This window comes from Bradyrhizobium sp. UFLA06-24 (genome assembly GCF_054967145.1).
In genome coordinates this window covers 1-26,325 of sequence record NZ_JADFUE010000080.1, presented here as the reverse complement: position 1 = coordinate 26,325, position 26,325 = coordinate 1, and the positions used below count along the sequence as shown (strand labels likewise).

Sequence of the window (26,325 nt, the reverse complement as noted above, 5' to 3'; positions counted from 1 at the left end):
TCCAGAAGATGACTCTTCTAACGGTGCTCTCATGACTCCGCACAAACAATCCAAAGGGCCTCGGCGCCACGCTTACGGTGGGTGCGAAAGCCTTCGATCTTCAAGCGGCCTGCAAGGCACGCATCTAGCGACGCGGCCCCACGCGATTGACCCCGCCATTGGCATTACCGCCAACGTTGTGGCGAACCGCAGCGCGTGCCACCGGGCGAGGACGGAGGACGACGCCGGCGCGGGCAACGCAACCCACCGGATAGTCGACGTATTGGCAATAAACGATCGCATGGGCTGGTGATGGATTGAGCGTGACGCTTGCAAGTCCTAGAAGCGCGCTAACTGCGATGCCGGCGACCGTCGCGGACTTCATCGAGAATCGCATCTTCGCACTCATAATGGTCCTCCTCTTGCGCTTGCCGAATGGAATGCCAGAAGCCGCTCGTTATGCCATAGAGTGCGCGGGCTAGGATGCGCGACGTTGACGTAAATCAATGGTGAACTGTACCTCAGCGCACAGTCGATGTCTCACAGCCCGAGGCGTGATCTTGATTTAGATCAACCGGCTACAAGGCACCCTACCGACAATGTCGACCGGTCCGGCTGTACGATCGATTGGTGCGGGTCATGACGCCGACTTGGTACGTCAGCTTCGAGATTCGCAAGCGTGGCACACTGCCGAAGCAGCGGAGCCCTCGAGAAACAAGGACCTTCGCAACGGAAGCAGAGGCCAAGGCGTTCGTTCGTGCAAAGCTGGACGAAGGCCTCGCTGTCTTCGCGGGCACGATAAATCCCCAACGCCCCCGGCGGCTCATTCCAGCATCCGATATTACCGCTTGGCTCGCCGAGGAGCAGGACAGCGCCGCGGAGCCGGGCAATTTCGAATGATAATTATGCATGTTACCGTGCACAGAAATGGTCCTCGAGTGTTGCCATTTTGGCACGAGCCGAAAGCCCCCTCCCGCGTAAACTTCAAAGCTCGCAGCACTTGTGCACGCCAACCTGCATGAGGCGCGGTTCTGAGGGAAACTATTCCAGAAAAGAGGATACACGATGAAAAAGATTTCGATTGCTGCGGTCGGCTTCGTGGCGATGAGCATCACGGCTCCGGCCTTGGCGGCCGACATGGCCGTCAAGGCGGTTCCGCCGCCGGCGCCGATTGCGGCGGTCTACAATTGGAGTGGCTTCTACATCGGCGCAAACGGAGGCTGGGGCCAAAGCCATGGTTGCGTAGATTTCGTAACGCCCGCGGGGACAGTCGCAGGTGGTTGCGCCGATCGCTCCGGAGGGCTCTTGGGCGGGCAGATCGGGTACCGCTGGCAAACCAGTCAGTTTGTGCTCGGCCTTGAAGCCCAGGGAGATTGGGCCGAAATTAAGAACACGCGCGTCAGTCTGATCGATCCATTGATCTCGACCACGGGCAAGATCGACGGCATCGGATTGTTCACGGCGCAACTCGGCTGGGCATGGAACGCCTCGCTGTTCTACGTGAAGGGCGGCGCCGCTGTGACGCGCAATCGCTTCGATATATTCAACAACGTCACCGGCGTTGGCCTAGCCTCGGCAGGCCATACGCGCTGGGGCGGCGCCCTTGGTGTTGGCTGGGAATACGGTTTCACGCCAAACTGGTCGTTCGGCATCGAGTATGACCATCTCTGGATGGGCCGTGATAGTGCCGGCTTCGCCGGTGTAGTCACCCCCGGAGGGTTCACCCTCACCGGCAGCGGGGTCAGCCAAGATGTGGACCTGGTCACGCTTCGGTTGAACTACCGCTTTGGTGGGTACGGGGCGCCGGTCACAGCCCGATACTGATCGCACCATCTTCGCAAACCAAAGCCCCGGCGAGCCGGGGCTTTTTTCTTGGATATAACTGCGGACAACCGCGCGGCATAAGTGCTGCTTCTGTTCCACTTCCTCTGAGCACCGCGTGAACAAAATCGCTCACATGATCATAGGGTGCCCCGCCATCAATAATCTGGCGCGTGCATGAGCTAGGGCCGCACCCATAATTTCGGGGCCCTAACATTTCGGCGCGATTTGACCAGAGATCCAGCAACCCATCGGGAATATCTGCGCTCGATTGAGACAGCTTCAACAGGCGATCTTCACCAGCGGGCTTGTCGTCGTGATGAACTCTGAGCGTGTAGAGTGTAAAGAGACCACGGAATGCTTTGCGGGAGACGGCAGGGTTCACCATGCAATTTCTCCGTGTAAGTTGAATGGTTAAAAACAATACCATTGTTAGTCCGGGTCGATGGAAATGCCAGAAGAATTGCGAGCGGCAGCGAGCTGATGGGACAGATAAACTGGACTTCTAATGGTCGTCTGAGAAAATGCCGTCCACACTTTGCTGCGGACCGTTGATGCGGATCAACATCCACGTCGCATAGCGAAGTATTAAGATCATGCGTGGCCCCTTCCTACGCGACCCAAGTTGAGCCGCCAGCTCCCGCAGGCTGGTGGCTTTCTTTTTAGCATGGTGAAACCTCCCGTTGGGGCGACCTAGGGCAATTACTAGGTCCGGTCCACACTTGCGCTACCTCAATCTGCGTATGTGGCGCCTCCCTAAAGTTCGTTAGCTCCGGGGAGATCGACCATGCTGGTTAGGACTAATGAAACAAGCCGCCGCCTAAACGATGGACACTTGGCTGCCCTCGCAGGTCAGCGCGTCTTCTCGAGCGAGTTCACATATCGCAAGGGTACCGAACTTTTCGGCGAAGGAGACGAGCCGGAATACATCTATCAGATCATCTCAGGAGCCGTACGAACCTACAAGTTGCTGGCCGACGGTCGCCGCCAGATCAACTCATTTCACTTGCCTGGCGATATGTTCGGGTTTGAGAACGGCGAAGCCCACCGATTTTCTGCCGAAGCTCTCGTGGAAACCAGAGTGCGTCTCATGAAACGGAGAAGTCTGCTCAACAGCATGGCCAGTCGAGAAGGCAGCACAACAAACCTTCTCCGGCTCGTTACCCAGACCCTGCAACACGCTGAAAACCACATGCTGCTTTTAGGCCGCAAGACCGCGCTAGAGAGAGTAGCTGCATTTGTGCTCGAAATGGACGAGCGGCAGTCGAAGCCCGATGTCGTTGCCTTGCCCATGAGCCGTCGAGACATCGCGGACTACCTCGGCTTAACGCTTGAGACTGTGTCGCGGGCCTTTTCCATTCTTCGCGACGACGGGCTGCTGCGCTTTGTTGGGACGACGCAGAGGCACCTTACTCTGCTGAACCGCCAGCGGCTTGCTCAGTACGATGCCTGATGCGGGGCGCGGCGGCTAGTGCGTCTGCGAGCCGTGGCCCGTACGGAGCCGATTGAGTGCTCGAAGGCTCAATCGTGTCTACACGGCTGATAATCCAACTCGTTCGGCCTAGCCCTGGCTGCTGACGCGCCGGAGGACATCATGCTCTTCGCTTTCGGCCACGAGCCGACAATCCCGCCGATCCATGGCAGATGCTGCCGTTTGGGTAGGCTGTTGACGCATGTTTGCCATTGGCCATCGGTGCGCCCGTAAAGTCTTGACCTATATCAATCGCGTGATGATGGAGGCTTTCCAAATTATAGGGAACCTTGGCAAGATATGTAAGAAGGATGGCATGTTGTGAAATTGTTTTTCGTATCCGCAGCGTTCGCGACAATGATAATGACGCCTTGTCTAGCTCAGGTTGAATTGAGGACATACGCCAGCCCTGATGGCTACATTGATGTTCAAGCTCTCACGTGTGCCCAGCTTGCCAACACCTACCAGGAGGACGCCGATCACCTGACAGCTTGGTACAGCGGCTGGTATAACGGCCTTGCAAAAAAGCACATGATGAAGGTCGATCGCGCCAAGGATCTTGAGCACGAAATCATCGTCTATTGCAAGGCGAACCGAGATAAGAAAGTCATTCAAGCAATTGAGATCGTCTTCAATCAGTACCGAGATCAAAATGGGATCAAGATGAAAAAGTGAGCCGAGTCCGTTGCCGGCCAATTGCTGCCGAGCAGTAAGCGAACTTTTTATGGGGCGACAGGAATGCAGCGGTACAGCCGCTCAATCGTCAAGTGCCAGTGCGGCTGGCCTCGATCGTCTGATGCCGTCACGCCTGGTGTTCTTCCCGCTTAGCATCGAAAACGCGTGAAAATGGAGTATTTCGCACACCTTTCATCGCGCGGCCGTCTGAGCCTCGCGATCGTATTGTTGACATTAGTCGCTGCGACGCTCTGGGCGATAGCGCATCTTTTACAAACCGCTCCGCCGCGTCGAATCGTTCTGGCTTCCGGCCTGGAAGACGGTCTTTTGCACCAGTATGCAGGACGGTACATCGAAATTCTGGCACGATCCGGTATCTCCATCGAAGAACGGATCACCAATGGTCCCGCCGACAATCTACAATTGTTACAAGATCCGCGCTCGGGAGTTGATATCGGCTTCACGCAGGGCGGCCTCTCGCAAAAGTCCGATTCGAACGACGTCGTGATGCTTGCGAGCCTCTACTACGTGCCGATGTGGATCTTCTTTCGCAAGGCAGAGCCGCTGAACTATGTGAACGAGTTGCGCAATCGGAAGGTTGCGGTCGGGGTTGCCGGCAGCGGCGCACGTTCACTCAGCGAGTCCGTTTTCGCGCTCAACGGGCTTACGGCGAACAACGTCACGATGGAGCCATTCAGCAACATCGCGGCACTGATTGCCCTGCGCTCAGGCGACGTTGACGCCGCAATCTTTGTCGACGGCGCGGACAGTCCCGCCGTTTGGAACGCGCTTCGCGATCCGACTCTCAGCCTGTTGAGCTACAGCAGGGCTGAGGCGTATCGTCGGCGCCTCAATTTCATCAGCACACTCAAATTGACGCCTGGCGTGATCGACCTGGCGGATAATATTCCTGAAAGGGAAATTGATCTGATCGGGACCAAAGAGATGCTGGCAGCCCGCAAGGGTCTTCATCCCGCCATCACACACTTGTTGGTGGACGCCGCGAGAGAGATCCATGGCAAGCAAGGTCTCTTCGAGGACGCCGGAGAATTTCCAAGCACGGCTCAGGTGGATCTCCCCGTCTCGGCTGATGCCGACCAGCACAGGCGCTTCGGGCGTACCTTCCTTTATCAGTATTTGCCGTTCTGGATAGCCTCGTTGGGCGAGCGTGCCATCATCATATTCCTGCCCCTGGCGGCAATTCTTGTCCCGCTTCTCCACTACCTTCCTCAATTTGTCCGTTGGCACGTTCGGTCGCGCATTTATCGGTGGTACGGCGAACTGGCTCTGCTAGAGCGAGACGTCGCCGCGCGTACGGGTGACTTGCCGATTGACAAGTGGCTGGCTGATCTCGCTCGCATTGAAGAGGCCGTTGCGAGAATACACACGCCGGCTGGATTCGCGAGTGAGGCCTACACGCTCCGTGAACACGTCAGTCTGGTTCGCCGCGCTGTGATTGCGCGGGCCAAGGTGCCTCTGCTGCCAAAGTAAAGTCGGAGGCCACTCCACGTTCAAAGCGGCTAGGCATGATTCCTCGGATCGTTTGGCTACATCGCAGCAAGAAGCGGTAGCGTCAGCTATGGGTCGTTCGCTAGAGGGGTAACTCAGCGACGAGTCCTGTCATGTCCGCTAAGCCGCCGAAAGGAGTAGATTCAGGGCATTAGCGGCTTTACGGGCACCCGTTCGACTTGATGATATTGCCGTTGATGTGATTCAAGCTCCGAAACCGGAGCCTCGAACATGCGCTATGAACTCAGCGATGATGAATGGACCGCGATCAAGCCGATGCTGCCCAACAAGTCGCGCAGCGTTCGGCGGGCAATGACCGTCGCGTTCTCAATGACATCTTTTGGGTCCTCCGTTCGGGTGCGCCCTGGCGCGACCTGCCAGAGACCTATGGCACCCGGACCACCTGCTACAATCGCTTCGTTCCTTGGCGGCGGGCCGGCGTCTGGGACCAAATCATGGATGCGCTTGCTGCCGGTTACGACGCGGCGGTCCAGATGATCGATACTACCATTGTGCGGGTGCATCAGCACGGAGCCTGCATCCCGGACAACAATCATCAAGATAGGGGTCGCTCGCGAGGGGGCCTGTCCAGCAAGATTCACGCTGTCGTGGACAGAAACGGCCAGCCGGTCGCAACCTGGTGACGGGCGAAACCGGCAGGTCGGCCGGGCTTTCTCGCACTCAGTTGCACGCCCGCAACACTGCGGCCTTTCCAGGCCCGAGGAGAATGGCCGGGTAGGTGTATGAGTCCGGAATCGCGCGTGGCTGACCTCAGCCCGGAGCGCTGCGATGTCCGCTCCCGAGAGATGACCGACGAAGCGCATGTTGGCTTCTAAGGCCAGCCCTTGACTCATAGACGACCTTTTCAGACTTCCATTTTTAGTCTTCCGACAGAGACCGTCTCGCCTATCTCGAAGTTCGACAGATCTTCGCCGACGACGAGCGGCCCGGAATAGGTTTCGCGGGTCGCCGCAATTAGGTCATCTATACTAGGGGCGGGGACGGATTCACTCGCAAGCAGGACGAGATGGGTGAAGGCAGCTAGTTTTGGCTTTGTCTCAGTAAATACTCGTCCAGCCTCCTGCGGCGAAGTGTGATGATTGAGGATGCGCTGGATGACAAGTTCATCCAAAAGTTCATGGCGCGCCATCGCTACCTCATGCACCAGAAGATCGGCGCCCGCGCCGTAGCGCACCACGTTGGCGTTGTAGCGAGTGTCGCCGGAGATCACGGCGACCCGGCTCTGGTACTCGATCCGGTAGCCATAAGCCGGCTTGATCGCCTTTCCATGGTCGACGGCGAAGGCAATAACCCTTAGATCGCCGGCCTCATAGACGATGCCGTCCCGGGTAAATTCCCTCACGGCGATAGCGGCGTGCTCGCGGACGAGCTTCTCATCCTCGATGCGAATATCGATGTCCTGCGCATAGGCTGCTTCGAGATGATGCATCAGCCGTGCGGTGCCGACCGGGCCGATCACGTTGAACGGCCGGCGACGGTTGGCGAAATACGAGCTCAGCCAGCCTGTCAGCCAGAGGTCGGGAATGCCCACGGTGTGGTCCGAATGAAAATGCGTAAGCAATAGCGCATCGACTTTGCCGATGGGCACACCGAGCTGAAAGAGCCGCATCGTGGCGCCGCGACCCGCATCGATAAGGAGAGTGTGATCGCCCGCCTGGATAAGCGTGCTCGGCCCGAACCGATTTGGACGAGGGATAGGTACCCCCGTCCCGAGCAGCGTCACCCGGAAATCCGCGGTCATTGCTATTGGACCTTAATGCCGGCGTCGGAGACGACCTGGTGCCAGTGCGTGATCTGATCGCCGACCATGCGGCCAAATTGCTCGGGCGTGCCGCCTGCTGGTTCGGCGCCGATCTTTCCTAGTGCTTCCCGCACCGACGGCTTTTGGAGAGCCTTGTTGATCGCCGCGTTGAGCTGCGTCACCGTTTCCTTCGGCGTGCCGTGCTTGACCGCGAACCCCGTCCAGTCCTCGACCACCAGCGATGGATAACCCGCTTCGACGATGGTTGGCACGTCAGGAAGGGCCGGCACGCGCTTCGGGCCGGTCACTGCCAGAGCCCGCAGCTTGCCGGTCTTGATCAGGTCGACCACAGGCAGGATGGTGATAAACTGGAAGGCGTTGGTGCCGTTGAGCAGGTCGCCGATTGCCTGCGAAAACTGGGCGTAGGGAACGTGCTGGGCGCGCGTCCCGGTCTGCTGCTTGAATTGCTCGCCGATCAGATGCGCGGGCGTGCCGAATCCCCCCGAGGAAAACGTCAGCTTGTCTGGCTGGCTTTTTAGCAAGGCCACCAGCTCAGCCACTGTTGTAGCCGGCACGGACGGATTCACCACCAGCACATTGTAGGATACGGTCGCCTTGATAACAGGGTCGAAATCCTTGTCGAGGTCAAACGCGATTTTGGGCAACAGGGACGGTGCCGCGACGGACGGCACCGACATCGCATAGATGCTGTTGCCGTCCGCCGGTTGATTTAAGACGTCGGCCGCAGCAATGGTCGTGACGCCGCCCGGGCGGTTCTCGACGATCACGCGCCAGCCTTCGGATTCCGCTAATTCCTTTGAAATGATGCGGCTTACGATGTCGGGCGGAGTACTGGCCGAGTTCGGCGCCACGAATCGAATCGTCCCGGAAGGAAAAGATTGTGCTGAAATCGGCAGGCCAGAAGCTATCAGAAGCGCCACGGCCGCGATTGGCAATGCAGTTCTTTGGCTAGACACGCGAGGCATCATGGAAGTCTCCATCGAGCGATGAACTCTCAATCCGAGCCTGCTGGCACGATACTTTCGACCGCGCCGCCGTGAGCTGCCAGAAGAATCGACGTGCGTTCCACATTGTGGAACGGTATGTTCCACATTGTGAAATCTGGACTGAGGGGGAGAGCTTCGGTGGCAGGACCCAAGATCATCAAGAGCCTGGAGCGAGGGCTCCAGGTGTTGCAGGCACTGCAAATGCAGCCGGACTCCTCGCTGCAGGAGCTCTACGCTCTCACGAACATCTCCAAGCCAAGCCTGCTGCGCATCCTGCATACCTTAGGCCGATCGGGCCTCGTTACCCGCAGACTTGGCGACGGTCGTTATCGGATCGGCGCGACGCTTTCGCATGCGCCCTCACGCCGTGAACATCGCGACAAGATTGCGGAAGCCGCGGCGCCGATCCTTGAGCGTTTGTGCGAGCGCGTGTCCTGGCCGTCTGACTTGATGGTGCCCGCCGGCGATCACATGGAAATTCGCGAGACAACCCGCGCGCGCAGTCCGTTTCTGTTGCAGCAAGAGAGGATCGGATTGCCGGTTAATTGGCTGTGGTCTGCGGTCGGAACAGCCTATCTTGCGTACTGTCCGGCGAAAGAACGCCAGCGCGTCATTGACTTGCTACGGAAATCGAACCGCCCCGAGGACCGGTTGGCACGCGAACCTGCGCGGCTGAATGCCATTCTCGGCGAGGTCAGGGCGCGCGGTTACGGTATACGCAACTCCATGCACACCGGCGGCTACTATGGCGGACCGCCACACTCCGACGGTCTATTTTCAATTTCTGTTCCTCTGCGGGACGGCTCCCGTGTGCTAGGAGCGATCAACATGCTCTGGCTTAAGAACGCGGTCTCCATCGAAGCCTTCGCAGCCCGCCATCTCGCCGAACTTCAGAATGCAGCGGCGGAAATTGTAAGTTCAGTCCGAAGGCGAAGAAAGCGATGATGTCTTCTGCTGGCCCGGTGGCTGACCTCAGCCGAGGCGCGGCGAGTCGGCCTCCGAGATATGGCCCGACGTAGGGCTTGCTGGCTGCCCATTTAACCCACAGCGCAGACGGGCCGCAGACGCAAACGTGACGCAGCGGTCGCTGGATGACGCCATGAAACTTGGCTAGTGTAGGTACTTCTCATCGGGACGGCCAAATGAATCGGCGGATTTTTCTGTCTTCGAGCCTGGCTCTCGTATGTATAGCGCAGCGAGCGCAGGCTGCGGGCAAGAGCATTGTCAGGATAGGATTTCTTACAACTCAGCGCGAACCGAGCCTTACCCCGTTTGTCGGCGCCTTTAGGGCTGGCCTCGACGAACTCGGCTACATCGAGAATGTAAACCTAGAAATCATCTATCGCTATGGCGATGATGACGTGACGCGCGTGCCGCGGCTTGCCGCCGAGTTGGTAAGTAAGCCCGTCGACCTGTTGGTTGTCCAAGGGTCTGCGGCAACGGTCGTAAACGACCTCAAACTGTCAACTCCTACGGTATACGTCTTTAGCGGAGACCCTGTGCTGGCTGGCTTGGCCAGCAGCCTTTCCCGGCCAGGCGGCAATATGACTGGCCTAACGCTTATGGCGGCCGAACTCAACGCCAAGCGCTTGCAAATCTTGCGAGATGCCGTTCCAAGTTTGCAGCGTGTCGCAATCATCGGCAACCCGGAGCATCCGGGCTCGCACATCGAGCGCGTATACTCGGAGGAAACGGCCAAAAGACTTGGCGTCGCCGCCGATTTCTTCGGCACGTCAACCCAGGACCAACTCACTTCCGCATTTGCGTCGATGAACCGTAATCCGCCGCAAGCGATCTCGCTTTTTGCAGATGGCTTTGCCATCCAAAATCGTGCCCCAATAATCGAGTTCGCGATGCAACATCGGGTGCCGGTCATATCCGGCTGGCCAATATTTGCAAGAAGTGGCGCCCTCTGCACGTATGGACCGAAGCTGTCCGATTCGTACCACCGATTGGCGTCATATGTAGACCGCATCCTCAAAGGCGCGCGACCACAAGAATTACCCGTAGAACGACCAACGAGGTTTGAAACCGTCCTCAATTTACGGACTGCAAAAGCGCTTGGACTAGACCTGCCGTCTTCCATTCTAGCATCCGCGGACGAGGTCATTGAATGACCGCTCTTGATTTAGGGTGTGTGGGAATGTGGAAGGAAGCTTGTGCATAATATGGGGATGAAGCCTAGGATCAGAGGTTGGCTGGTCCAGCGGGGTCTCTCCAAATTTAACGGAATGTCTATGCTCTGCCAGGGGCTGTTTGCGCAACTTTGCATAGCGTTAATTGCGTCGGCGCAGCCTGCGGGTGCGACTTCGTGGCGTGATTGCGGCATTCTTGCGATGCTTGCTGCAAACTGCGCCCGCTTTCTGGTTGAAAAGGCGGGCAACCTTGACTACGCAGGAACCCAGTGCCTCGCAGTCTTAGGAGTCGCGGCGTGCCTCAGGACAAGACCAGCGACCCCCGGCAGTCGTCGGGTAATAAACTGTCCGTCCTGCGGAAGCATCCGATCTTCGCAGATCTGGATCCGGAAGCGCTCGATCAATTGTGCCGCTACGCCAAGCACATCACGGTGAAGCGCGGTGCAACGATTGCGGCCAAGGGCGATCCCGGAAACACCTTGTTTGCGGTGATCTCGGGCACAGTGAAGATTTCCTCTTCTTCGCCCGATGGTCGGAACGCCATTCTCAATCTGATCGGCCCTGGTGAAATCTTCGGCGAAATTGCCGTTCTTGATGGTGCACCTCGGTCAGCGGACGCGACTGCCAACACCAACTGCGAGCTCTATATCATTGACCGCCGCGACTTCCTGCCATTCGTGAAGAGCCAGCCCGCGCTCGCAATGAAATTCATCGAACTGCTCTGCGCGCGGCTGCGCTGGACTAGCCAGCAGGTCGAGCAGGTGATCCTGCAGAATCTGCCGGGGCGGCTCGCGAGCGCGTTGCTCGGGCTCACCGAGGAGCGCAAGCTCGACTCCGGCAGCGGCACGCTCTCGATCACCCAGCAGGAGATCAGCGAGATGGTGGGAATGACGCGCGAGAGCATCAACAAGCAACTGCGTGCCTGGGCCGGACGAAGTTGGGTGCGCCTCGAGCATGGCGCCATCGTCGTGCTCGATACCGATGCGCTCCGCGAACTTGCCGAGAGCGGGCTCGACGGCGAGTGATCTTGCCAGTCAGGGGTCGCTGATGGCCTCCACGCGGGTCCAGCCCCGCGAGGCGCGCTCGGTCTTCCGCGAAGAGCCTGCTTCAGTGCAGGATGTGACGCGGCAGCCAGAGCGAAATCTCCGGCAGGAAAGTGACGAGCATCAGCACGAACAGCATGACGCCGTAAAACGGCCAGATCTTGCGCATGACCTCTTCGAGCGAGACCTTGCCGACCGCACAGCCGACGAACAGGATCGCACCGACGGGCGGATGGCACAGGCCGATGCCGAGGTTGAGCAGCATGATCATGCCGAAATGCACGGGATCGACGCCGAAATTCTGCATCACTGGCAGGAGGATTGGCGTGGCGATCAGGATTGACGGTGCCATGTCGAGCAGCGTGCCGAGCAGCAGCAACAGCACGTTGAGCAGCAGCAGGATGACGTATTTGTTGCTCGAGATCGACAGGAAGAACGCCGTCATCTTCGCTGGCATTTGCGTCAGCGCCATGATGTAGCCGACGGCGGAAGCGCAGGCGATCAGCGTCATCACCATCGCGACCGTTCGCAAGGTCCGGTGTAGCAGCACCGGCAGATCGCGCCATTTATAGTCGCGGTAGATGAACATGGTGACGAAGAACGCCCAGATGCATGCAACTGCGCCCGCTTCGATCGCAGTGAAGATGCCGCCCAGAATGCCGCCGAGGATGATGACGAGCGTGATCAGCCCCCAGGCTGCGTCGATCGTGATCTTGACCGCATCCCTGGCGGGGACAGTGCGGCCGTGCGGGTGCCCCTCGCGATAGGCGATCACCAGGCACAGGATGATCAGCGAAAATCCAATCAACAGTCCCGGAAAGACGCCGGCCATGAACAGTGCGCTGATCGAGATGGTGCCGCCGGTCGCGAGCGAATACAGCACGGCGTTGTGGCTCGGCGGCACCAGGAGCGCCTGGACTGACGAGGAGATGGTAAGGTTGGTGGCGAATACGCGTGGGTAGCCGTTCCTCTCCATCTGGGGGATCATCACCGAGCCGATCGCCGAGGTATCGGCCACCGCCGAGCCTGAGATTCCACTGAGGAACGTCGTCGCCAGTACGTTGACGATCGAGAGTCCGCCGCGCAGCCGCGTCAAGCCGACCAGCACATCGGCAAAGGCGACGAGCCGCCGCGCCATGCCGCCTTCGGCCATAATGGCGCCAGCGAGGACGAAGAAGGGGATCGTCAGCATCGCAACCTTGCTGACCCCGTCCGATATCTTCAGCATCAGGGCTTCCAGGGGGATGCCGACCGACAGCGCGCCGGCGATCGCCGCCATCGCCAGCGAATAGGCGATCGGCATGCCGATCAGGAAGCACACGATCATCGTGCCGAGGAGGATAAAGATGTCCATTGCAATGACTCCCGGCTCACTCGAAGGGGGCGGCTTCGGAATGCTTCCCGATCGGATCGGGCGGCACGCCGAGGAAAATTCGCTCGATCACGAAGAGCAGAAGGCAGACTCCGCCGATCGGAATTGGCAGATAGGTGACGCCGACCGACAGTGACGGGAAGTCGGGGATAGTGTTGTACCAAGTGACTTCGACCAGGCGCTCGCCCCAGATCACCATGAACAGTGCGATCAGCGCCATCAGCAGCTGCACCAGGATGTCGGTTGCCCGTTGCAGAGGCGGAGGCAGTTTCTTGGCGAAATAGGCGACATTCATATGCAGGTTGAGTCGATAGCCGGCGGCGGCGCCGATGAAGGTCAACACGATCGTCAGCAGCACGGCCGTCGGCTCCGGCCAGGAAGCTGCACTGTTGAGCACATAGCGCGTGAACACAGCCCAAGGGATCACCGCGGAGATCGCGACCAGCGCGGTGCAGCCGACGATCACGCATGACAGGTAGAGAAAGTCCATCGCTCGGCGAAACAGTGCGGCCATCGGCGTTTCCTGCTCTGTCAGTGGTTCGAATAGTCGATGCCAAAGCGCGAAGAGTGATGGTCGCGCTTTGGCTTTCGTTTGAGATCGCTCAGAGCGCCTGGATGCGCTTGATCATAGCCTGGTATTTCGGACCATACTTGTCCCACACCGGCTTGACCGCGTCCTGGAATGGCTTCTTGTCGGCAATCTCCACGATCTCGCAGCCGGCCGCCTTGGCCTTCTCCATCGCAGTCGTTTCATACTTCTTCCAAAGCTCGCGCTCCTCGAGCTGGGCTTCGCGCGCGAACTTCTTGATCAGCGCCTGGTCGTCGGCCGAGAGCGCGGTCCATGACCGCTTGGAGAAGCAGAGGATCTCCGGAATGATCAGGTGCTCCGTCAGCGAATAGTATTTTGCCGCGGTGTAGTGGTTGCTGAATACGTAGCTCGGCGGGTTGTTCTCGGCGCCGTCGATCACCCCGGTCTGGAGCGAGGAGAACACCTGATCATAGCCCATGGCGATGCCGTTGCCGCCGAGCGCATTGACCATGTCAATGAAGATCGGGTTGCCGATCACGCGAAGCTTCAGGCCATGAACGTCGGCGATCGACTTGATCGGGTGCTTGGTGTTGTAAAAGCTACGCGCGCCGGAATCCATCCAGCACAAGCCGACCAGATTGGCGTTCGGGCTGGCAGTGATCTTCTCGAGCAGCTCCTGGCCGACCTCACCGTCCATCATCTTCCAGGATTGTTCCACGTTCTTGAACAGGAAAGGCATGTTGACGACGTTGATGTCGTCGACGATCGGGCCGACTGCGCCGGCGCTGACGCGCAGCATCTGGATCGCGCCGATCTGGGTTTGCTCGATCGTTTCCTTTTCGGCGCCGAGCTGGGCGGAAGGATAAGTCTGGATCGACAGACGCCCTTGGGTCGCCTCTGCGAGCTTCTTGCCCATGCTCTCGACGGCGGCGACCGTCGGATAGCCGACCGGCTGCACGTCGGCAGCTTTGAACACGGCCTTGGTCTGGGCGCGGCCCGACGAGATCGGAGCCAGCGTGGCAGCACCCAGTCCGGCGCTCAATTTGATGAAATCACGGCGTAGCATGGTCGTCCTCCCTCATTGATTCTTTCGGTGTGTGTTCGTTATTGACCGGAGATCCGGTCATTCCGTGCTGGCGAAAAACTCCGGATTGGTATGTTGCGTCTCCGAGATGTCGCGGAGCAGCCGGTCGAGATGCCGCTCCATCGCAATCCCCGCACGTTTCGGGTCGTGGGCCTCGATCGCCGCAAGGATCGGCTCATGCTCGGCGATCACCTGCGTCATGCGCCCGGTGACCGGCAGCGTCAGTTGACGATACCGGTCGACATGCACCTTCACCTGCAGGATCAGCCTCCAGATTCCGGGATGTCCGGCGACATCGGCAATAGTGGCGTGGAACAGCTCGTCGGCCTGATGAAAGGCGACACGGTCGGCGGCCTCATCCGCCTCGCGCTGGCGTTCCACGATCGATCGCAATTGCAGAACCTGGCTCGCTGTCGCGCGCTCGGCCGCGAGCCGGGCCGTGGTCTCTTCCAGCGCCTTGCGGATGATGATGGCCTCGGGCAGGGCGGCGAGGGGGATGCGGGAAACGAAAATGCCCGATTGCGGGAAAACGTCGAGCAGGCCCTCATCCGACAATTTGAGGACCGCCTCGCGTACCGGGGTGCGGCTGACGCCATAGCTTAATGCGATCTCGGCTTCGGAGATCACCTCGCCAGGCCGGCGTCGCATTGAGACCAACTCGCTGCGCAGCTCGCTATAGATGCGCGACGAAGCCGTCGCTCGTTGCGGTGGCTTGGCGCGGCGAGTGCCGGTCGTGGCTGAAGCGGGCAAGGCTTCAGTTTTCTTCTTCGATCGGGCGGACATGCGAGCTCTGTAAACTGATATATTAGTATACGAGAGGAGCTACGAAGAGATCAACTAGGAGATTAGGAGGGGGCCGGCTCCCCGAGGGCGGCAGGAATCGGAAGTTCTCGAACCAAACCCAGGCGAAATCGTCCTTGCGGCCATGCCGGATGTCTCGCGCTCAAGCGCCGCTCCCTGAAACCATTCCCCGTTTGCCTTTCCTAAGGGCGCGCGGAGTGAGGAGTCCAAGTTGAAGCGAGCATCGATCGATGCTGTTTTTGGATTGATGGGGCGGCTGCTCGGTGTGCGAATGTTGTAGCCGAACTTCTCGCGACTCGGCCGGTTGGATTGCAATGAGCGATCTGGCTGCAACATAAAAGGGATGTGACCGTGACTGACTATCGCAAGCTCTTCGATCTCACCGGCAAGACGGCCGTGGTGCTTGGCGCCGCATCGGGCATCGGCAAATCGTCGGCAGAGGCGCTGGCCGGGCTCGGCGCTCGCGTCGTCTGCGCCGACCGCGCGCTTGATGGGGCAGAGACGACGGCTGCGGGCATCCGCGAGAAGGGCGGCTGGGCCGAGGCTTCCGCCTGCGACGCTGCGAACGCTGCCGACGTCAATGCGCTCGCCAGCACGGTGATGCAGAAATTTTCGCGGCTCGATATCGCCGTGACGACGCCCGGGCTCAATATCCGCAAGACCATTCTCGATTATACCGAGGAGGATCTCGACCGTGTCCTGAACCTCAATGTCAAAGGCACGGTCTGGTTCTTCCAGGCGTTTGGCCGCATCATGGTCGAGCAGAAGGGCGGCAGCATCATCGCCTGTTCTTCGGTGCGCGCGGTGACGATCGAGCCGGGCCTGGGCATCTACGGTTCGACCAAAGCGGCGATCGGCCTCCTGGTGAAGGGCTTTGCCTCCGAGGTCGGACATGCCGGGGTGCGCGTCAACGCGATTGCGCCGAGCATCGTGGAGACGGCGTTGACCAGTCCGTTCAAGCAGCGGCCCGACATCTACAATCTCTATGCGGGCCACACCGTGTTCAACCGCTGGAGCAGCGCCGACGAGGTCGCGACCGCCGTTGCCTATCTCGCCTCGGATGCCGCGAGCTATGTCAGCGGCAGCACGCTATTCGTCGACGGCGGCTGGACCGGGGTCGACGGTCCGCCGACCGGTCTGACGCAATTGCACAAGTAAGGTTCGCATCTAGCCGGCAAAGCCGACGCGCTGGCGCAGCTCTCTGTGCGCTGCGCCGGTCAGCAGTGCGATCAGTGCGGATGCCTCGTCCGGATGCGCGGCCCGTGCGGTCACGGCGGCCGTGTACATCGTCACCAACTCGCATCCGGGCGGCAGCGCCCCTGATAGGGCGATGCCGTCGGTCGCGATGATTTCGGTCGCCTGTGTGCATCCGATCGGTCGGGTCGCAGTGGACATGGCCAGCTCACGCATCGCCGTTGCGCCATTCGCAAAGATCTTCAGGCGCGAAGCCACCTCATAGGCGATGCCGAGCTGATCCAGCACCTTTGCGACGTGCTGACCCGCGGTCGAGGCCTTGGTATCAGGGACGTAGATGGCGTCCGCGGACCGCAGCACCTCGCGCAGATCGGCTTCGGTCTTCACGCTCACCTTGGGATCGCGGCTGCGGACGGCGAGGGCGGTTTCCACCCGCCCGACATCGGCGATTGAGGAGGGGGTGACCAGCCTGTCCGAGGCGAGCTTGGCGAGGAGGGCTTGTGTCAGGATCACGAGATCGGCCGGCGTGCCTGCGCGCAGCTTGTCGGCCATCACACCGACGGCGCCGAATTCGCCATCGATGTCGAATCCGGTCTGCGCCTTGAAGGCCTCGGTGAGGCCGCGCACCAGCCCTTGCGCTGCGCCGCCGCTCAAGATGTTCACTGACGTCACGATGCGAGCTCCATGGCTGCGATGATTCGGTCGCGGGTGATCGGCAGGTCGCGCAGGCGCACGCCAAGGCAATCATGAACCGCATTGGCGATAGCTGCCGTCACTGGGCCATGCGCGGCTTCGCCTGCGCCGACCGGCTCGATCTCCGGCCGCTGGATGATCTCGACATCAACCGTTGGCACCTCGCTAAAGGTCAGGATCGGATAGTCCGTCCAGGAGGTCGAGGTGATGTGGGTCCGGTCGAAACGGACCCGCTCCTTCAACACCCAGCTCGTCGCCTGGATCGCGCCACCCTCGATCTGATTGATCACGCCGTCCGGATTGATGGCCTCACCGACGTCGACCGCCAGCGTCAAGCGCCTGACGCGGATGTCGTCGGTGCCTTCGATCTCGGCAATCGCGGCGCAATAGGCGCCTGTGTTCTTGTAGCGAGCAAAGCCGACGCCATAACCGATGCCGGATTGCCTCGCAGGCTTCCAGCCGGCGCGTTGCGAGGCGGCGCGGATGACGTCCTTCGCTCGCTCGTCGCGGAGATGTCTCAAACGGAATGCGATCGGATCTTCACCGCGCAGGGCCGCGATCTCGTCGAGCAGGCATTCGATGGCGAACACATTGCCTTGCGCGCCGAGGCTCCGCAGTGCCGAGGTGCGGACTGGCATGGTCAGCAGGCGATGGCTCGTGATCGTCCAGGCCGGGAAGTCGTAGAGCGGAACCGAGTTGCGGTCGCCGCCGCCGCCATTGGCCGCCGGCGGATTCGTCGAGATCATGCGCGGATAGGGATTTGCGAGCTCGCCTGCCGCCAGCAGGGCAGACTGTGTCGCGCGTCCGGGTCGCGCGGCATGACCGTTGCTCCAGATCGCATGGCGCCAGCCGACGATCTCGTTCTCGGCCTCGAGGTCGGCTTCGATCTCGATCGCCATCGCCGCACCAAACGGCGCGTGGCACATTTCGTCGTGACGCGACCACTGCACGCGTACCGGGCGGCCGCCGGCGGCTTTGGCCAGCAGTACCGCGTCGAGCGCGACATCGTCGGCCGCATTGTGCCCGTAGCAGCCCGCGCCCTCCATATGCTCGACGACGATGTTCTCGGCCGGCAGCTTGAGCGCGATGGCGAGGTCGGCGCGCAGCAGGTAGACGCCCTGGCTGTGCGTCCAGACATGGATTCGCTCGCCAGCCCATTGCGCGATCGCACAGGAGGGTGCGATCGATGCATGCGCGATATAGGGCCTTGTGTATTGCCGGCGGAGCGTGCGGGTAGCTCTTGTCGTTGCCGCGGCTCTGGTATCGATGATGGTTGTCTCGGCCGGCTGGCTTCTCAAGAAGCCAGCCAGATCGTTTTCGTCCGGGAGCGGCTCGCCGGCCGACCATGTCGCGCCGCGGCGCAAGGCTTTCAGCGCCGCTTCCGCCGCAGCCTCGCTGCCGGCGACAACGCCCGCAAAGCTGCCGTCGCGGACGACCGCGATGAGCCCGGAAACGGCGTTGGCGGCTGCTTCATCGAGCGTGAGCAACTTCGCGCCTGGCATATCCGGCCGCAGCACGCGTCCGTGCAGCAGTCCCGGCAGCGTATGATCATGGAGGAAGCGCGGCCGGGCGAACACCTTGTCGGGAATGTCGACGCGTTGCACCGAATGTCCGGCCACCGCGCGCTTGGCGGCAGTCTTCGCTGTGACGCCGGCAGAAGCATCGTGGTCGAGCGAAACCTCGCTCGCGAGCTCCCAATAGCTGGTCCTGACATTGCCAGGGCCGCCGATTGTGCCATCCTCGACAGTGAGCAACGCTACATCGAGGCCGATACGCTCGGATGCTGCGACAAGGAAGCGCTGACGCACCTCGGCGCACGCCTGACGCAGCGCGCGGCCGGATTGCTGGATCGACAGGCTGCCGGAGGTGACGCCTTCGTTCGGGCTCGCAGCGGTCGAGGCACGGATCATCTCGATGCGGCCGACCTCGACGTCGAGCTCGTCCGCCGCGATCTGCGCCAGCGCCGTAACAATGCCCTGGCCGATCTCGACCTTGCCGGGCGAGATCGCCACGCGGCCATCGCCGGTGAACCTCACCCAAGACGATAGTCTTGGATTGGCTGCCAGGCTGGGCGGCAGTTTCGGGGGAGCCGACGGCGCACTCATGAGGTGGCCATCTCCGCTGCCGCTCGTAACACGGCGCGGACCATGCGGTTATGCGATCCGCAGCGGCACAGATTGCGGTCGAGGGCCGCCCTGACCTCGGCCTCCGTCGGCGATGGATTGCGCTTGAGCAGCGCCGCCGCGCTGATCAGGATTCCCGACACGCAATAGCCGCATTGCATCGCCTGTTCGGAGATGAAGGCCGTTTGCAGCGGATGAGGTTGCTCGGCGCTGCCGAGGCCCTCGAGCGTGATGACGTCCTTGTTCACCACCGACCACATCGGCATGTCGCACGAGGTCATCGCGCGGCCGTCCACCATCACGTGACAGGCGCCGCATTCACCGGCGCCGCAGCCGAAATGCGCACCTGTGATTCCGAGCCGGCCGCGCAGCACATCGAGCAGGATCTCATTCGCATCGGTATCGACCGCAGTCGGGGTGCCGTTGAGCTGGAACTGAATGGTCGGCATAAGCAGACGGCTCAGGACTTGTTGAACTTCTTGACGACGTCGGCCCATTTCGCGATGTCGCCGCGCAGGAACCTGTCGAATTCCTCTGGGGACATCGACATGGACACGGCACCCTGCTCGGTCCAGAGCTTGACGATGTCGGGCCGTCTTACCATGGCACTCACGGCTGAATTGAGCTTGTCGATGACAGGTTTTGGTGTGCCTGCCGGCGCCATCAGGCCGAGCCAGATCGTTGCCTCGTAGCCCGCGACACCAGCCTCAGCGGCGGTCGGCACGTTCGGCAGCACGGTCGAGCGCTGCTTGCCGGTCGTCGCAAGCGCGCGGACCTGATTATCTCCGATGTTCGGCGCCATCGCCGGCACCGCGTCGATCATCATCTGCACCTGGCCGCCGATCACCCCGCTCCGCGCTTCGCCGCTGTTGCGGTAGGGGACATGAACGATGTCGATGCCCGCCATGGCTTTGAACAGCTCGCCGGCCATGTGATACGGCGTGCCCTGGCCCGAGGAGGCGTAGTTCAGCTTGCCGGGCTGCGCCTTCGCGAGCGCGATGAACTCGGCCAGCGTCTTCACCGGGACCTGTGGGTTCACCACGATGACGAGATCGGAATAGTTCACCGGCGCAATCGGGGCGAGGTCGCGCATCAAATCGTATTTGCGCTGTTCCGGCGTCAGCAGCGATTCATTGGCGGTCTGGGTATTGGACATCATCAGCAGCGTGTAACCGTCGGCTGGGGACTTCGCCGCCTCGACCGTGCCGATGACGCCGCCCGCGCCGGTGCGGTTCTCGACCACAAAGGGCTGGCCAAAGCGCTCCTGGAGGGCTTGGCTGATCAGCCGGGCCGCGACGTCGGCTGGGCCGCCGGCGCCGAACGGCACGACGATGCGGACCGCATGCGCGGGATATTCTTGTGCTGGAGAGGGACTGGCGGAGAACGCGGTGAGCAGGCCGGCGGCCAGCGCCAGCATCAATCGTCGGGCCATCACACCCACCTCCCTGAACTCGCTTTTGTTTGATGGCAGTGTAGCGGCAGCGGCCGCGGACTGTCGACGCCTCACAAAACCAATTTGATTGGGAATAGCGGGCTGTTTGCGGTGTGGCGGCGGGGCATTTCGCAGTCGCGGGAGGAACGGCCTCCCGCGGCCTTTGAGCATTTTGCATGGGCATTGCCGGATAAATGCCCTCGGCTGACAGGTATTTTGGTGTTACGAAATCTCCATGAACCAGCACGCCAAAATCGAGATCCGCCACTCCACCTGTCCGCATGATTGCCCGTCGGCCTGCGCGCTCGATGTCGAGGTGGTCGAAGGCCGAAGCATCGGCCGGGTGCGCGGATCGAAGAAGCAGACCTATACGGCCGGGGTGGTTTGCGCCAAGGTTGCCCGCTATGCCGAGCGCATCCATCACCCGGAACGGGTGATTTATCCGCTGCGCCGGATCGGGCCGAAAGGCTCCGGTCAATTTGCACGGATCAGCTGGGACGAGGCGCTGGACGAGATCGCCGCCCGCTTCAACGAGGCCGAGCGCGAGTTCGGGGCGGAATCGATCTGGCCGTACTACTACGCTGGGACGATGGGCGTGGTGATGCGTGATGGCCTGAACCGTCTCACGCACGTTAAAAAGTATTCGCGCTTCTACCAGACCATCTGCGCCAATGTCGGACGCATCGGCTTTGCGATCGGCACCGGCAAGATCGCCGGCGTAGATCCGCGCGAGATGGCACTGTCCGATCTCGTCGTGATCTGGGGTACCAACCCCGTTAACACGCAGGTCAATGTGATGACGCACGCCGCGCGGGCCCGCAAGGAGCGCGGCGCGAAAATCGCAGCGATCGACATCTACGACAATGAGACCATGAAGCAGGCTGACATCAAGATCCTGCTGCGGCCCGGCACCGACGGCGCGTTCGCCTGCGGCGTGATGCATGTTCTGTTCCGCGACGGCTATGCCGATCGCGCTTACATGGACAAGTACACCGATTGTCCTGCTGAACTCGAGGCGCATTTGAAGTCGCGCACACCGGAATGGGCGTCCGCGATTTGCGGCGTGCCAGTGGCGGAGATCGAGGCCTTTGCAAAGGCGGTCGGCAAGACCAAACGAGCGTTCTTCCGTCTCGGCTACGGCTTCACCCGCTCGCGCAATGGTGCGACGCAGATGCATGCCGCGAACTGCATTCCGGCCGTGACCGGCGCCTGGCAATATGAAGGCGGCGGCGCCTTCTTTAACAATTACGCCTTGTGGCATTTCAACGAGTCCGTCATCGAAGGCCATGATGCGCTCGACCAGAGGGTCCGCGCGCTCGACCAATCCCAAATTGGCCGCATTCTCACCGGCGATGCGAAGGCCCTGCTTGGCAAGGGTCCGGTCAAGGCGATGCTGATCCAGAACACCAACCCGATGACGGTGGCGCCGGAGCAGGCGCTGGTTCGCCAGGGCTTTGCGCGCGAGGATCTTTTCGTCGCGGTGCATGAGCAATTCATGACCGAGACGGCGCAGATGGCCGATATCGTGCTGCCGGCGACCATGTTCATGGAGCATGACGATCTCTATTACGGCGGCGGACACCAGCACATCTCGGTCGGTCCCAAGCTGATCAATCCGCCCGGCGAATGCCGCTCCAATCACGAGGTGCTGCAGGCACTGGCGCCCCGGCTCGGCGCCAAGCATCCCGGCTTCGAGATGAACCCGCGCGAGTTGATCGACACGACCTTGAGGCTCAGCGACCACGGCGACATTGCGCGGCTCGAAGCCGACATTTGGCGCGATCTGCAGCCCGATTTCCGCACCTCGCATTATCTCGACGGCTTCGCGCATCCCGACGGGAAATTCCACTTCAAGGCCGATTGGGCGCATCCGCCATTCGGCCAGATCATGGGGGATTACGCCCAGATGCCGTCGCTGCCGGACCATTGGGCCGTGATCGAGCACACCGATCAGGCTCATCCGTTCCGGCTTGCGACCAGCCCGTCGCGCAGCTTCCTCAACACCACGTTCAATGAGACCCCGTCCTCGCAGGCGCGCGAGGGCAAAGCGAGCGTGATGATCCATCCGCTCGATGCGGCCGCGCTTGGCATCGCCGGGGGGGATGCGGTGACGCTCGGCAATGTCAGGGGCGAGACCACGCTGATTGCCGTATTATTCGCGGGCGTCCGGCGCGGCGTGCTGATCGCGGAGTCCGTGCATCCGAACAAGAATCATATCGGCGGCCGCGGGATCAACATGCTGACCGGTGCGGACACCATCGCCCCGATCGGCGGGGCGGCGTTCCACGACAACAAGGTCTGGATCAGAAAAGCCGCCGCCGCTTGAACCGCGCTTTGATGCTCGGCAATTTTGTGTTGAGCCGCTAATGCGGCGCCTCCTGCCAGATTGCCCTTGCACCTTGCGCTCGAGCTGCCGCAAATGGCTGCAAATCGGGAGCAAGGATATCGCATTATGACCGACACCACAGCCGTCATCACCGAGAAGCGTGGGCAGGCGTTCTGGATCACCATCAACCGGCCGGAGAAGCGCAACGCCCTGAATGGCGACGTCATCGCCGGCATCACGCGCGGCTATCGCGACGCGCATGACGATAAGGATGTCCGCGTCATCGTGCTGACCGGCGCCGGCGATAAGGCGTTTTGCGCTGGTGCCGATTTACAAAATTCCGGCGCAGCTTTCGCGATGGATCATTCCAGGCCGAATGTCGATTATGCCGATCTGCTGCGCTTGTCGCAGAACGCGACCAAGCCCGCGATCGCGCGCGTCGGCGGCGTCTGTATGGCCGGCGGCATGGGCCTCCTGTGCATGACCGACATGGCGGTTGCTGCAGATCATGTCATCTTCGGCCTTCCCGAGGTGAAGGTCGGCGTGTTTCCGATGCAGGTGCTGAGCCTGCTGCAGGAGATCGCACCGCGACGCCTCGTCAATGAATGGGCGCTGACTGGCGAGCCGTTTGATGCCAAGGCGGCGAGGGAAGCGGGTCTGCTCAACTATGTCGTGCCAACGGCTGAGCTCGACGCCAAGATCGACTGGCTGATCGGCCGCATCGTCGACAAATCCCCGACCGCGATCCGCCGCGGCAAATACGCCATGCGCGCCATCGCCGCGATGTCGTTCGACGAAAGCATCGCCTATACCGAAAGCCAGATCGCCCTGCTGGCGATGACGGAGGACGCCAAGGAGGGCCTCAAAGCATTCAGCGAGAAGCGCAAGCCGGTCTGGACGGGGAGGTAGACCAAACATCGAATGGAGGGCAAGCAAACGCCTTACATCCGTTTGGGCGCGAGTTGGTCGTTGAAGGCAACCATTCCACAGCGTTGCAACCGCCGCTTCTTGGAAGCGACAATTAGCTGCTTTCGCGTGCGCTTGGCATAGGTCGGTAATTGATGTCTTGATCGATGACGGCCAGCCGTACGCAACTCAGCGTCTGTGAGATCGCTGTCGGCGCCCTCGGTGAAGCCGCCGTGGCGAAAAGATGTGAAAGAAAGCTCGTTGCGAAGTCCAGCTGCGGCGATGATCTTTTTAACCACGGAGCGCAGGTAACGCAGGTCTTTGCGTTCGGTGATCCACGGAAGGGAAACGCTTGATCGTCGATGGGGATGGTCACGGCGGAAAACTAATCCGGAAGTCTGCCTTTCTTTGATTGCGTCGAGCTCTGTCATCAACTCGGGGAAAAGCGCCGTGCCACTTTCGTCAAAGAGAGGCCACCATGCTTCTCCACCGTTCTTGGGATGTAGAATCCTCACACTATCTGGTCGTCCCTCAGGGCGATAATGCGCTATTTCGAAGATTCCAAACACATGTTCTTCGCGCTGCAGCCACTCCCAGCTCAGCAAAGCGGCAGTAGCGATCGAACAAAACCCGAGTGTCTGGGCGGCGTGCCTAAACGCGACAAGCTCAGCCCAGTTCGCCGTGGGTGTCTCACGCGCGGGCTGTCCGGGCGTACGGGACCTTAGCCCCATTCGGGAGAATGGGTTTATTTCGGGGACCTTTGCCTCGTGAGCGCGCTGGCCCACAAACCAAGCGCGCCTGCAGGCCGTCATCGCTGCATTTGCGAAGCGCCGGCGTTCGTATTTGACGGTGCTACCGTCCGCTTGCTGCCGTTCAACGACCAGCAACTTCGCATAGACGGCATCCACAAAGCCTTTCGTGAAGGCTGAAATCTGTTTCGAGCCCGCTCGACTGCCATCTTTTAGCTCGTGGTTAGCGAATAGCGCTAAGCCTTGATCGTAGAGCCGCTGCGTTTTGTGATCGACTTCTTTCCACTTCTGGTGCGTCTTGAAGATCCATACGAGCCAATCGAAAGTGCCAGGTGTAGGAGAAGCCGGAGACATGTCCGTTAGCCCCCCGGAACGCCAGCTGTCAAAAGCTGGTAACAGGACATTCTTGACCCGGTCTACAGCTGCAGCGTAATCCCCGCCGAGAGCCTCAGATTCCAGCGGACAACCTTGTTTGCATGCCCAGGTGGGGGGCTCAAAAAAATACGCCCAGCCGCCATGCTTCAATGCCTTTCGCCTGCAGTAACGAGGAAGCGCAGGCGCCGTGTTGGACAAATTCATACGAGCGAGATCAAGTTTTGGCGGTTTAGCCTGTTCGGGTTTGCGGTGCTGTACGGGGCCGCGAAGTCATCAATGGCTGCCTTCGACCAAGCTGGCTGCCGGGCGCGTCCAGTTCCATGATAATGCGTCGGCCGAGGAGCGTCCCCGCGGACTATCGCGCGTGCAAGTTCGGCGGTGTCGCGGTAATCCAAATAGGCTGCGACCATGTCCGCCCGCATGACGGCTGGCCATGCGCCGACTGGCGGGTAACGAGCAGGAAGTGAAATGCGCGATCCCATTAGTCTCCATCCGCACGGATAGTTCGCCTCAGATCTAAGCCTTGAGGATTGTTCGCTGTTATCTCTCGCTGGTGCATGCAGAATGATGTCAAAGCTGCTTGGTCTGTGTGCGCCATGCTTGGCGCGCGAGCTTCAGTCGATCAAGCGCTCGAATCCGAACACTAAAATTGGCGAAGAAACAAGGCGCGACGATAGCTGGTGCGGGAATCGGTGGGGCTGGCGCGAAATTGGGCCAGTGTGTGCGACCAGATCGGGGCCGGTGCGACATCTGGAATACGCAGTGAAAGCGATCAGGTTAGCTTGAGAGCTGGTCGGGAAAGGAGTGGCCGAAATTGACGAGCAGCCCCTCAAGAGATGGGCACCGTTCTCAATGTTCTTCGGCGTGGTGATATTTGTCCGCTGGCCGAGAGGCATCTGACTCTCGTTAGTAATCAGACTTTATTCCGACAATCTGTCCTGAAATTCGCATCGAAACCACGGTTAGGAGCTTCAATTGTCGGAATGTCGACACGCCGCACTCCGGCGGGCAAGCGGTGCTTTCTGGCTTAGAGCTGGTCTGTGACCGGACACGGCTGACGGCGCACGCGAGTAAATTCACTTCCGTCTCTGCGTTTGCGCGCGTGCGGCCAGGGCCGCACCGGGCTCTCGTAAACCGAGCCGCGCAGCGTCTCGGCCTTGCGGCTTCGATCCCTCGCGCGAGAGTTGGTACTCCTCGCCGGGGACACTCGGGAAAGGGGCTCGCCTGCGGCGATCGCTATCACTGCCCCGTTCCCGGGTGCCGCGATTGAACCGGTCTCGTCGCTGCACTCGGTCCCGCGTGCTGCCTTCGGCGTCGCTATGCTCACGCTCCTGTGGGT

General features: G+C 60.7%; 24 protein-coding genes and 1 pseudogene. 12 read left to right on the top strand and 13 right to left on the bottom strand.

The features are described 5' to 3' along the window. Positions 1–124 precede the first annotated feature (124 nt). Entirely contained in the window at positions 125–388 is a 264-nt protein-coding gene (locus IF809_RS34150) for a hypothetical protein (protein WP_462839746.1), read from the bottom strand. Between the two features lie 230 nt (positions 389–618). On the opposite strand from IF809_RS34150, the gene IF809_RS34145 reads away from it, so the two are divergent. Next, complete coding sequence (locus IF809_RS34145) at positions 619–879, top strand: hypothetical protein (RefSeq protein ID WP_462839748.1); 261 nt, start codon at positions 619–621, stop codon at positions 877–879. 165 nt (positions 880–1,044) lie between these two features. Beyond that, entirely contained in the window at positions 1,045–1,803 is a 759-nt protein-coding gene (locus IF809_RS34140; protein WP_462839745.1) for an outer membrane protein, read from the top strand. Here IF809_RS34140 and IF809_RS34135 read toward each other — a convergent pair. Further along, positions 1,787–2,188 carry a hypothetical protein gene (locus IF809_RS34135; RefSeq protein ID WP_462839744.1) on the bottom strand — a complete coding sequence of 134 codons (402 nt, stop codon included), beginning with the start codon at positions 2,186–2,188 and terminating at the stop codon, positions 1,787–1,789. The two genes, IF809_RS34140 and IF809_RS34135, sit on opposite strands and share 17 nt — an antisense overlap. Positions 2,189–2,587: 399 nt before the next feature. Here IF809_RS34135 and IF809_RS34130 point away from each other — a divergent pair, with 399 nt between their 5' ends. The 4 genes and pseudogenes from IF809_RS34130 to IF809_RS34115 form a co-directional block, all read left to right on the top strand. Continuing rightward, a complete protein-coding gene (locus tag IF809_RS34130) occupies positions 2,588–3,253 on the top strand; it encodes a helix-turn-helix domain-containing protein (RefSeq protein ID WP_462839743.1) in 666 nt (221 codons plus the stop codon). A 339-nt stretch (positions 3,254–3,592) separates the two neighbouring features. Then, positions 3,593–3,946: an HdeA/HdeB family chaperone gene (locus tag IF809_RS34125; protein ID WP_462839742.1), complete on the top strand. Its 354-nt coding sequence runs from the start codon at positions 3,593–3,595 to the stop codon at positions 3,944–3,946. Positions 3,947–4,117: 171 nt separating this feature from the next. After that, entirely contained in the window at positions 4,118–5,437 is a 1,320-nt protein-coding gene (locus IF809_RS34120; RefSeq protein ID WP_462839747.1) for a TAXI family TRAP transporter solute-binding subunit, read from the top strand. Between the two features lie 249 nt (positions 5,438–5,686). Continuing rightward, positions 5,687–6,087, top strand: a pseudogene (locus tag IF809_RS34115) (IS5 family transposase); the annotation flags it as partial. Between the two features lie 233 nt (positions 6,088–6,320). On the opposite strand, the gene IF809_RS34110 reads toward IF809_RS34115, so the two are convergent. Together IF809_RS34110 and IF809_RS34105 are read right to left on the bottom strand one after the other, a co-directional pair. Further along, complete coding sequence (locus tag IF809_RS34110; protein ID WP_462839741.1) at positions 6,321–7,217, bottom strand: MBL fold metallo-hydrolase; 897 nt, start codon at positions 7,215–7,217, stop codon at positions 6,321–6,323. 2 nt (positions 7,218–7,219) lie between these two features. Beyond that, complete coding sequence (locus IF809_RS34105) at positions 7,220–8,206, bottom strand: Bug family tripartite tricarboxylate transporter substrate binding protein (protein WP_462839740.1); 987 nt, start codon at positions 8,204–8,206, stop codon at positions 7,220–7,222. A gap of 156 nt (positions 8,207–8,362) precedes the next feature. Between IF809_RS34105 and IF809_RS34100 the strand changes: the two genes are divergently transcribed. The 3 genes from IF809_RS34100 (at position 8,363) to IF809_RS34090 (ending at position 11,384) form a co-directional block, all read left to right on the top strand. Beyond that, on the top strand, positions 8,363–9,169 hold the full coding sequence (locus tag IF809_RS34100) for a helix-turn-helix domain-containing protein (protein WP_453982763.1): 807 nt from the start codon (positions 8,363–8,365) through the stop codon (positions 9,167–9,169). A gap of 197 nt (positions 9,170–9,366) precedes the next feature. Next, a complete protein-coding gene (locus tag IF809_RS34095) occupies positions 9,367–10,341 on the top strand; it encodes an ABC transporter substrate-binding protein (protein ID WP_462839739.1) in 975 nt (324 codons plus the stop codon). Between the two features lie 314 nt (positions 10,342–10,655). Then, on the top strand, positions 10,656–11,384 hold the full coding sequence (locus IF809_RS34090; protein ID WP_453982765.1) for a Crp/Fnr family transcriptional regulator: 729 nt from the start codon (positions 10,656–10,658) through the stop codon (positions 11,382–11,384). An 82-nt stretch (positions 11,385–11,466) separates the two neighbouring features. Here IF809_RS34090 and IF809_RS34085 read toward each other — a convergent pair whose 3' ends face one another. The 4 genes from IF809_RS34085 to IF809_RS34070 form a co-directional block, all read right to left on the bottom strand. Then, positions 11,467–12,756 carry a TRAP transporter large permease gene (locus IF809_RS34085; RefSeq protein WP_128965095.1) on the bottom strand — a complete coding sequence of 430 codons (1,290 nt, stop codon included), beginning with the start codon at positions 12,754–12,756 and terminating at the stop codon, positions 11,467–11,469. A 16-nt stretch (positions 12,757–12,772) separates the two neighbouring features. Next, positions 12,773–13,288 carry a TRAP transporter small permease gene (locus IF809_RS34080; protein ID WP_128965096.1) on the bottom strand — a complete coding sequence of 172 codons (516 nt, stop codon included), beginning with the start codon at positions 13,286–13,288 and terminating at the stop codon, positions 12,773–12,775. Positions 13,289–13,376: 88 nt separating this feature from the next. After that, positions 13,377–14,369, bottom strand: a complete 993-nt coding sequence (locus IF809_RS34075; RefSeq protein WP_128965097.1) for a TRAP transporter substrate-binding protein — start codon at positions 14,367–14,369, stop codon at positions 13,377–13,379. 57 nt (positions 14,370–14,426) lie between these two features. Continuing rightward, a complete protein-coding gene (locus IF809_RS34070) occupies positions 14,427–15,170 on the bottom strand; it encodes a GntR family transcriptional regulator (RefSeq protein WP_462839738.1) in 744 nt (247 codons plus the stop codon). 369 nt (positions 15,171–15,539) lie between these two features. Here IF809_RS34070 and IF809_RS34065 point away from each other — a divergent pair, with 369 nt between their 5' ends. After that, the gene (locus IF809_RS34065; protein WP_128965099.1) at positions 15,540–16,346 is read left to right on the top strand and encodes an SDR family NAD(P)-dependent oxidoreductase; all 807 of its coding nucleotides are present in this window, start codon (positions 15,540–15,542) and stop codon (positions 16,344–16,346) included. Positions 16,347–16,355: 9 nt separating this feature from the next. On the opposite strand, the gene IF809_RS34060 is transcribed toward IF809_RS34065, so the two are convergent. The 4 genes from IF809_RS34060 to IF809_RS34045 are packed head-to-tail and all read right to left on the bottom strand — an operon-like array spanning position 16,356 to position 20,630. Continuing rightward, positions 16,356–17,054, bottom strand: coding sequence for a molybdate ABC transporter substrate-binding protein (locus IF809_RS34060; protein ID WP_128965100.1), 699 nt, complete (start codon positions 17,052–17,054; stop codon positions 16,356–16,358). Next, a complete protein-coding gene (locus tag IF809_RS34055; protein WP_462839737.1) occupies positions 17,051–19,180 on the bottom strand; it encodes a xanthine dehydrogenase family protein molybdopterin-binding subunit in 2,130 nt (709 codons plus the stop codon). Before IF809_RS34055 ends, IF809_RS34060 begins: the two co-directional genes overlap by 4 nt. Next, positions 19,177–19,647, bottom strand: a complete 471-nt coding sequence (locus IF809_RS34050) for a (2Fe-2S)-binding protein (RefSeq protein ID WP_462839736.1) — start codon at positions 19,645–19,647, stop codon at positions 19,177–19,179. The genes IF809_RS34055 and IF809_RS34050 overlap by 4 nt, the downstream gene beginning before the upstream one ends. An 11-nt stretch (positions 19,648–19,658) precedes the next feature. Further along, positions 19,659–20,630, bottom strand: coding sequence for a tripartite tricarboxylate transporter substrate binding protein (locus tag IF809_RS34045; protein ID WP_462839735.1), 972 nt, complete (start codon positions 20,628–20,630; stop codon positions 19,659–19,661). Positions 20,631–20,865: 235 nt separating this feature from the next. Between IF809_RS34045 and IF809_RS34040 the strand changes: the two genes are divergently transcribed. Beyond that, complete coding sequence (locus tag IF809_RS34040) at positions 20,866–22,956, top strand: molybdopterin oxidoreductase family protein (protein WP_462839734.1); 2,091 nt, start codon at positions 20,866–20,868, stop codon at positions 22,954–22,956. A gap of 126 nt (positions 22,957–23,082) precedes the next feature. Continuing rightward, a complete protein-coding gene (locus IF809_RS34035; protein ID WP_462839733.1) occupies positions 23,083–23,865 on the top strand; it encodes an enoyl-CoA hydratase/isomerase family protein in 783 nt (260 codons plus the stop codon). A gap of 32 nt (positions 23,866–23,897) precedes the next feature. Here IF809_RS34035 and IF809_RS34030 read toward each other — a convergent pair whose 3' ends face one another. Beyond that, complete coding sequence (locus IF809_RS34030) at positions 23,898–25,136, bottom strand: hypothetical protein (protein WP_462839732.1); 1,239 nt, start codon at positions 25,134–25,136, stop codon at positions 23,898–23,900. Positions 25,137–26,325 lie beyond the last annotated feature (1,189 nt).

What these genes read in the sequence shown, in the direction of transcription:
- IF809_RS34150 (WP_462839746.1), bottom strand. Translation starts at nt 388, where the DNA reads ATGAGTGCGAAGATGCGATTCTCGATGAAGTCCGCGACGGTCGCCGGC.
- IF809_RS34145 (WP_462839748.1), top strand. Translation starts at nt 619, where the DNA reads ATGACGCCGACTTGGTACGTCAGCTTCGAGATTCGCAAGCGTGGCACA.
- IF809_RS34140 (WP_462839745.1), top strand. Translation starts at nt 1,045, where the DNA reads ATGAAAAAGATTTCGATTGCTGCGGTCGGCTTCGTGGCGATGAGCATC.
- IF809_RS34135 (WP_462839744.1), bottom strand. Translation starts at nt 2,188, where the DNA reads ATGGTGAACCCTGCCGTCTCCCGCAAAGCATTCCGTGGTCTCTTTACA.
- IF809_RS34130 (WP_462839743.1), top strand. Translation starts at nt 2,588, where the DNA reads ATGCTGGTTAGGACTAATGAAACAAGCCGCCGCCTAAACGATGGACAC.
- IF809_RS34120 (WP_462839747.1), top strand. Translation starts at nt 4,118, where the DNA reads ATGGAGTATTTCGCACACCTTTCATCGCGCGGCCGTCTGAGCCTCGCG.
- IF809_RS34110 (WP_462839741.1), bottom strand. Translation starts at nt 7,217, where the DNA reads ATGACCGCGGATTTCCGGGTGACGCTGCTCGGGACGGGGGTACCTATC.
- IF809_RS34105 (WP_462839740.1), bottom strand. Translation starts at nt 8,206, where the DNA reads ATGATGCCTCGCGTGTCTAGCCAAAGAACTGCATTGCCAATCGCGGCC.
- IF809_RS34095 (WP_462839739.1), top strand. Translation starts at nt 9,367, where the DNA reads ATGAATCGGCGGATTTTTCTGTCTTCGAGCCTGGCTCTCGTATGTATA.
- IF809_RS34085 (WP_128965095.1), bottom strand. Translation starts at nt 12,756, where the DNA reads ATGGACATCTTTATCCTCCTCGGCACGATGATCGTGTGCTTCCTGATC.
- IF809_RS34080 (WP_128965096.1), bottom strand. Translation starts at nt 13,288, where the DNA reads ATGGCCGCACTGTTTCGCCGAGCGATGGACTTTCTCTACCTGTCATGC.
- IF809_RS34075 (WP_128965097.1), bottom strand. Translation starts at nt 14,369, where the DNA reads ATGCTACGCCGTGATTTCATCAAATTGAGCGCCGGACTGGGTGCTGCC.
- IF809_RS34070 (WP_462839738.1), bottom strand. Translation starts at nt 15,170, where the DNA reads ATGTCCGCCCGATCGAAGAAGAAAACTGAAGCCTTGCCCGCTTCAGCC.
- IF809_RS34055 (WP_462839737.1), bottom strand. Translation starts at nt 19,180, where the DNA reads ATGAGTGCGCCGTCGGCTCCCCCGAAACTGCCGCCCAGCCTGGCAGCC.
- IF809_RS34050 (WP_462839736.1), bottom strand. Translation starts at nt 19,647, where the DNA reads ATGCCGACCATTCAGTTCCAGCTCAACGGCACCCCGACTGCGGTCGAT.
- IF809_RS34045 (WP_462839735.1), bottom strand. Translation starts at nt 20,630, where the DNA reads ATGGCCCGACGATTGATGCTGGCGCTGGCCGCCGGCCTGCTCACCGCG.
- IF809_RS34040 (WP_462839734.1), top strand. Translation starts at nt 20,866, where the DNA reads ATGAACCAGCACGCCAAAATCGAGATCCGCCACTCCACCTGTCCGCAT.
- IF809_RS34035 (WP_462839733.1), top strand. Translation starts at nt 23,083, where the DNA reads ATGACCGACACCACAGCCGTCATCACCGAGAAGCGTGGGCAGGCGTTC.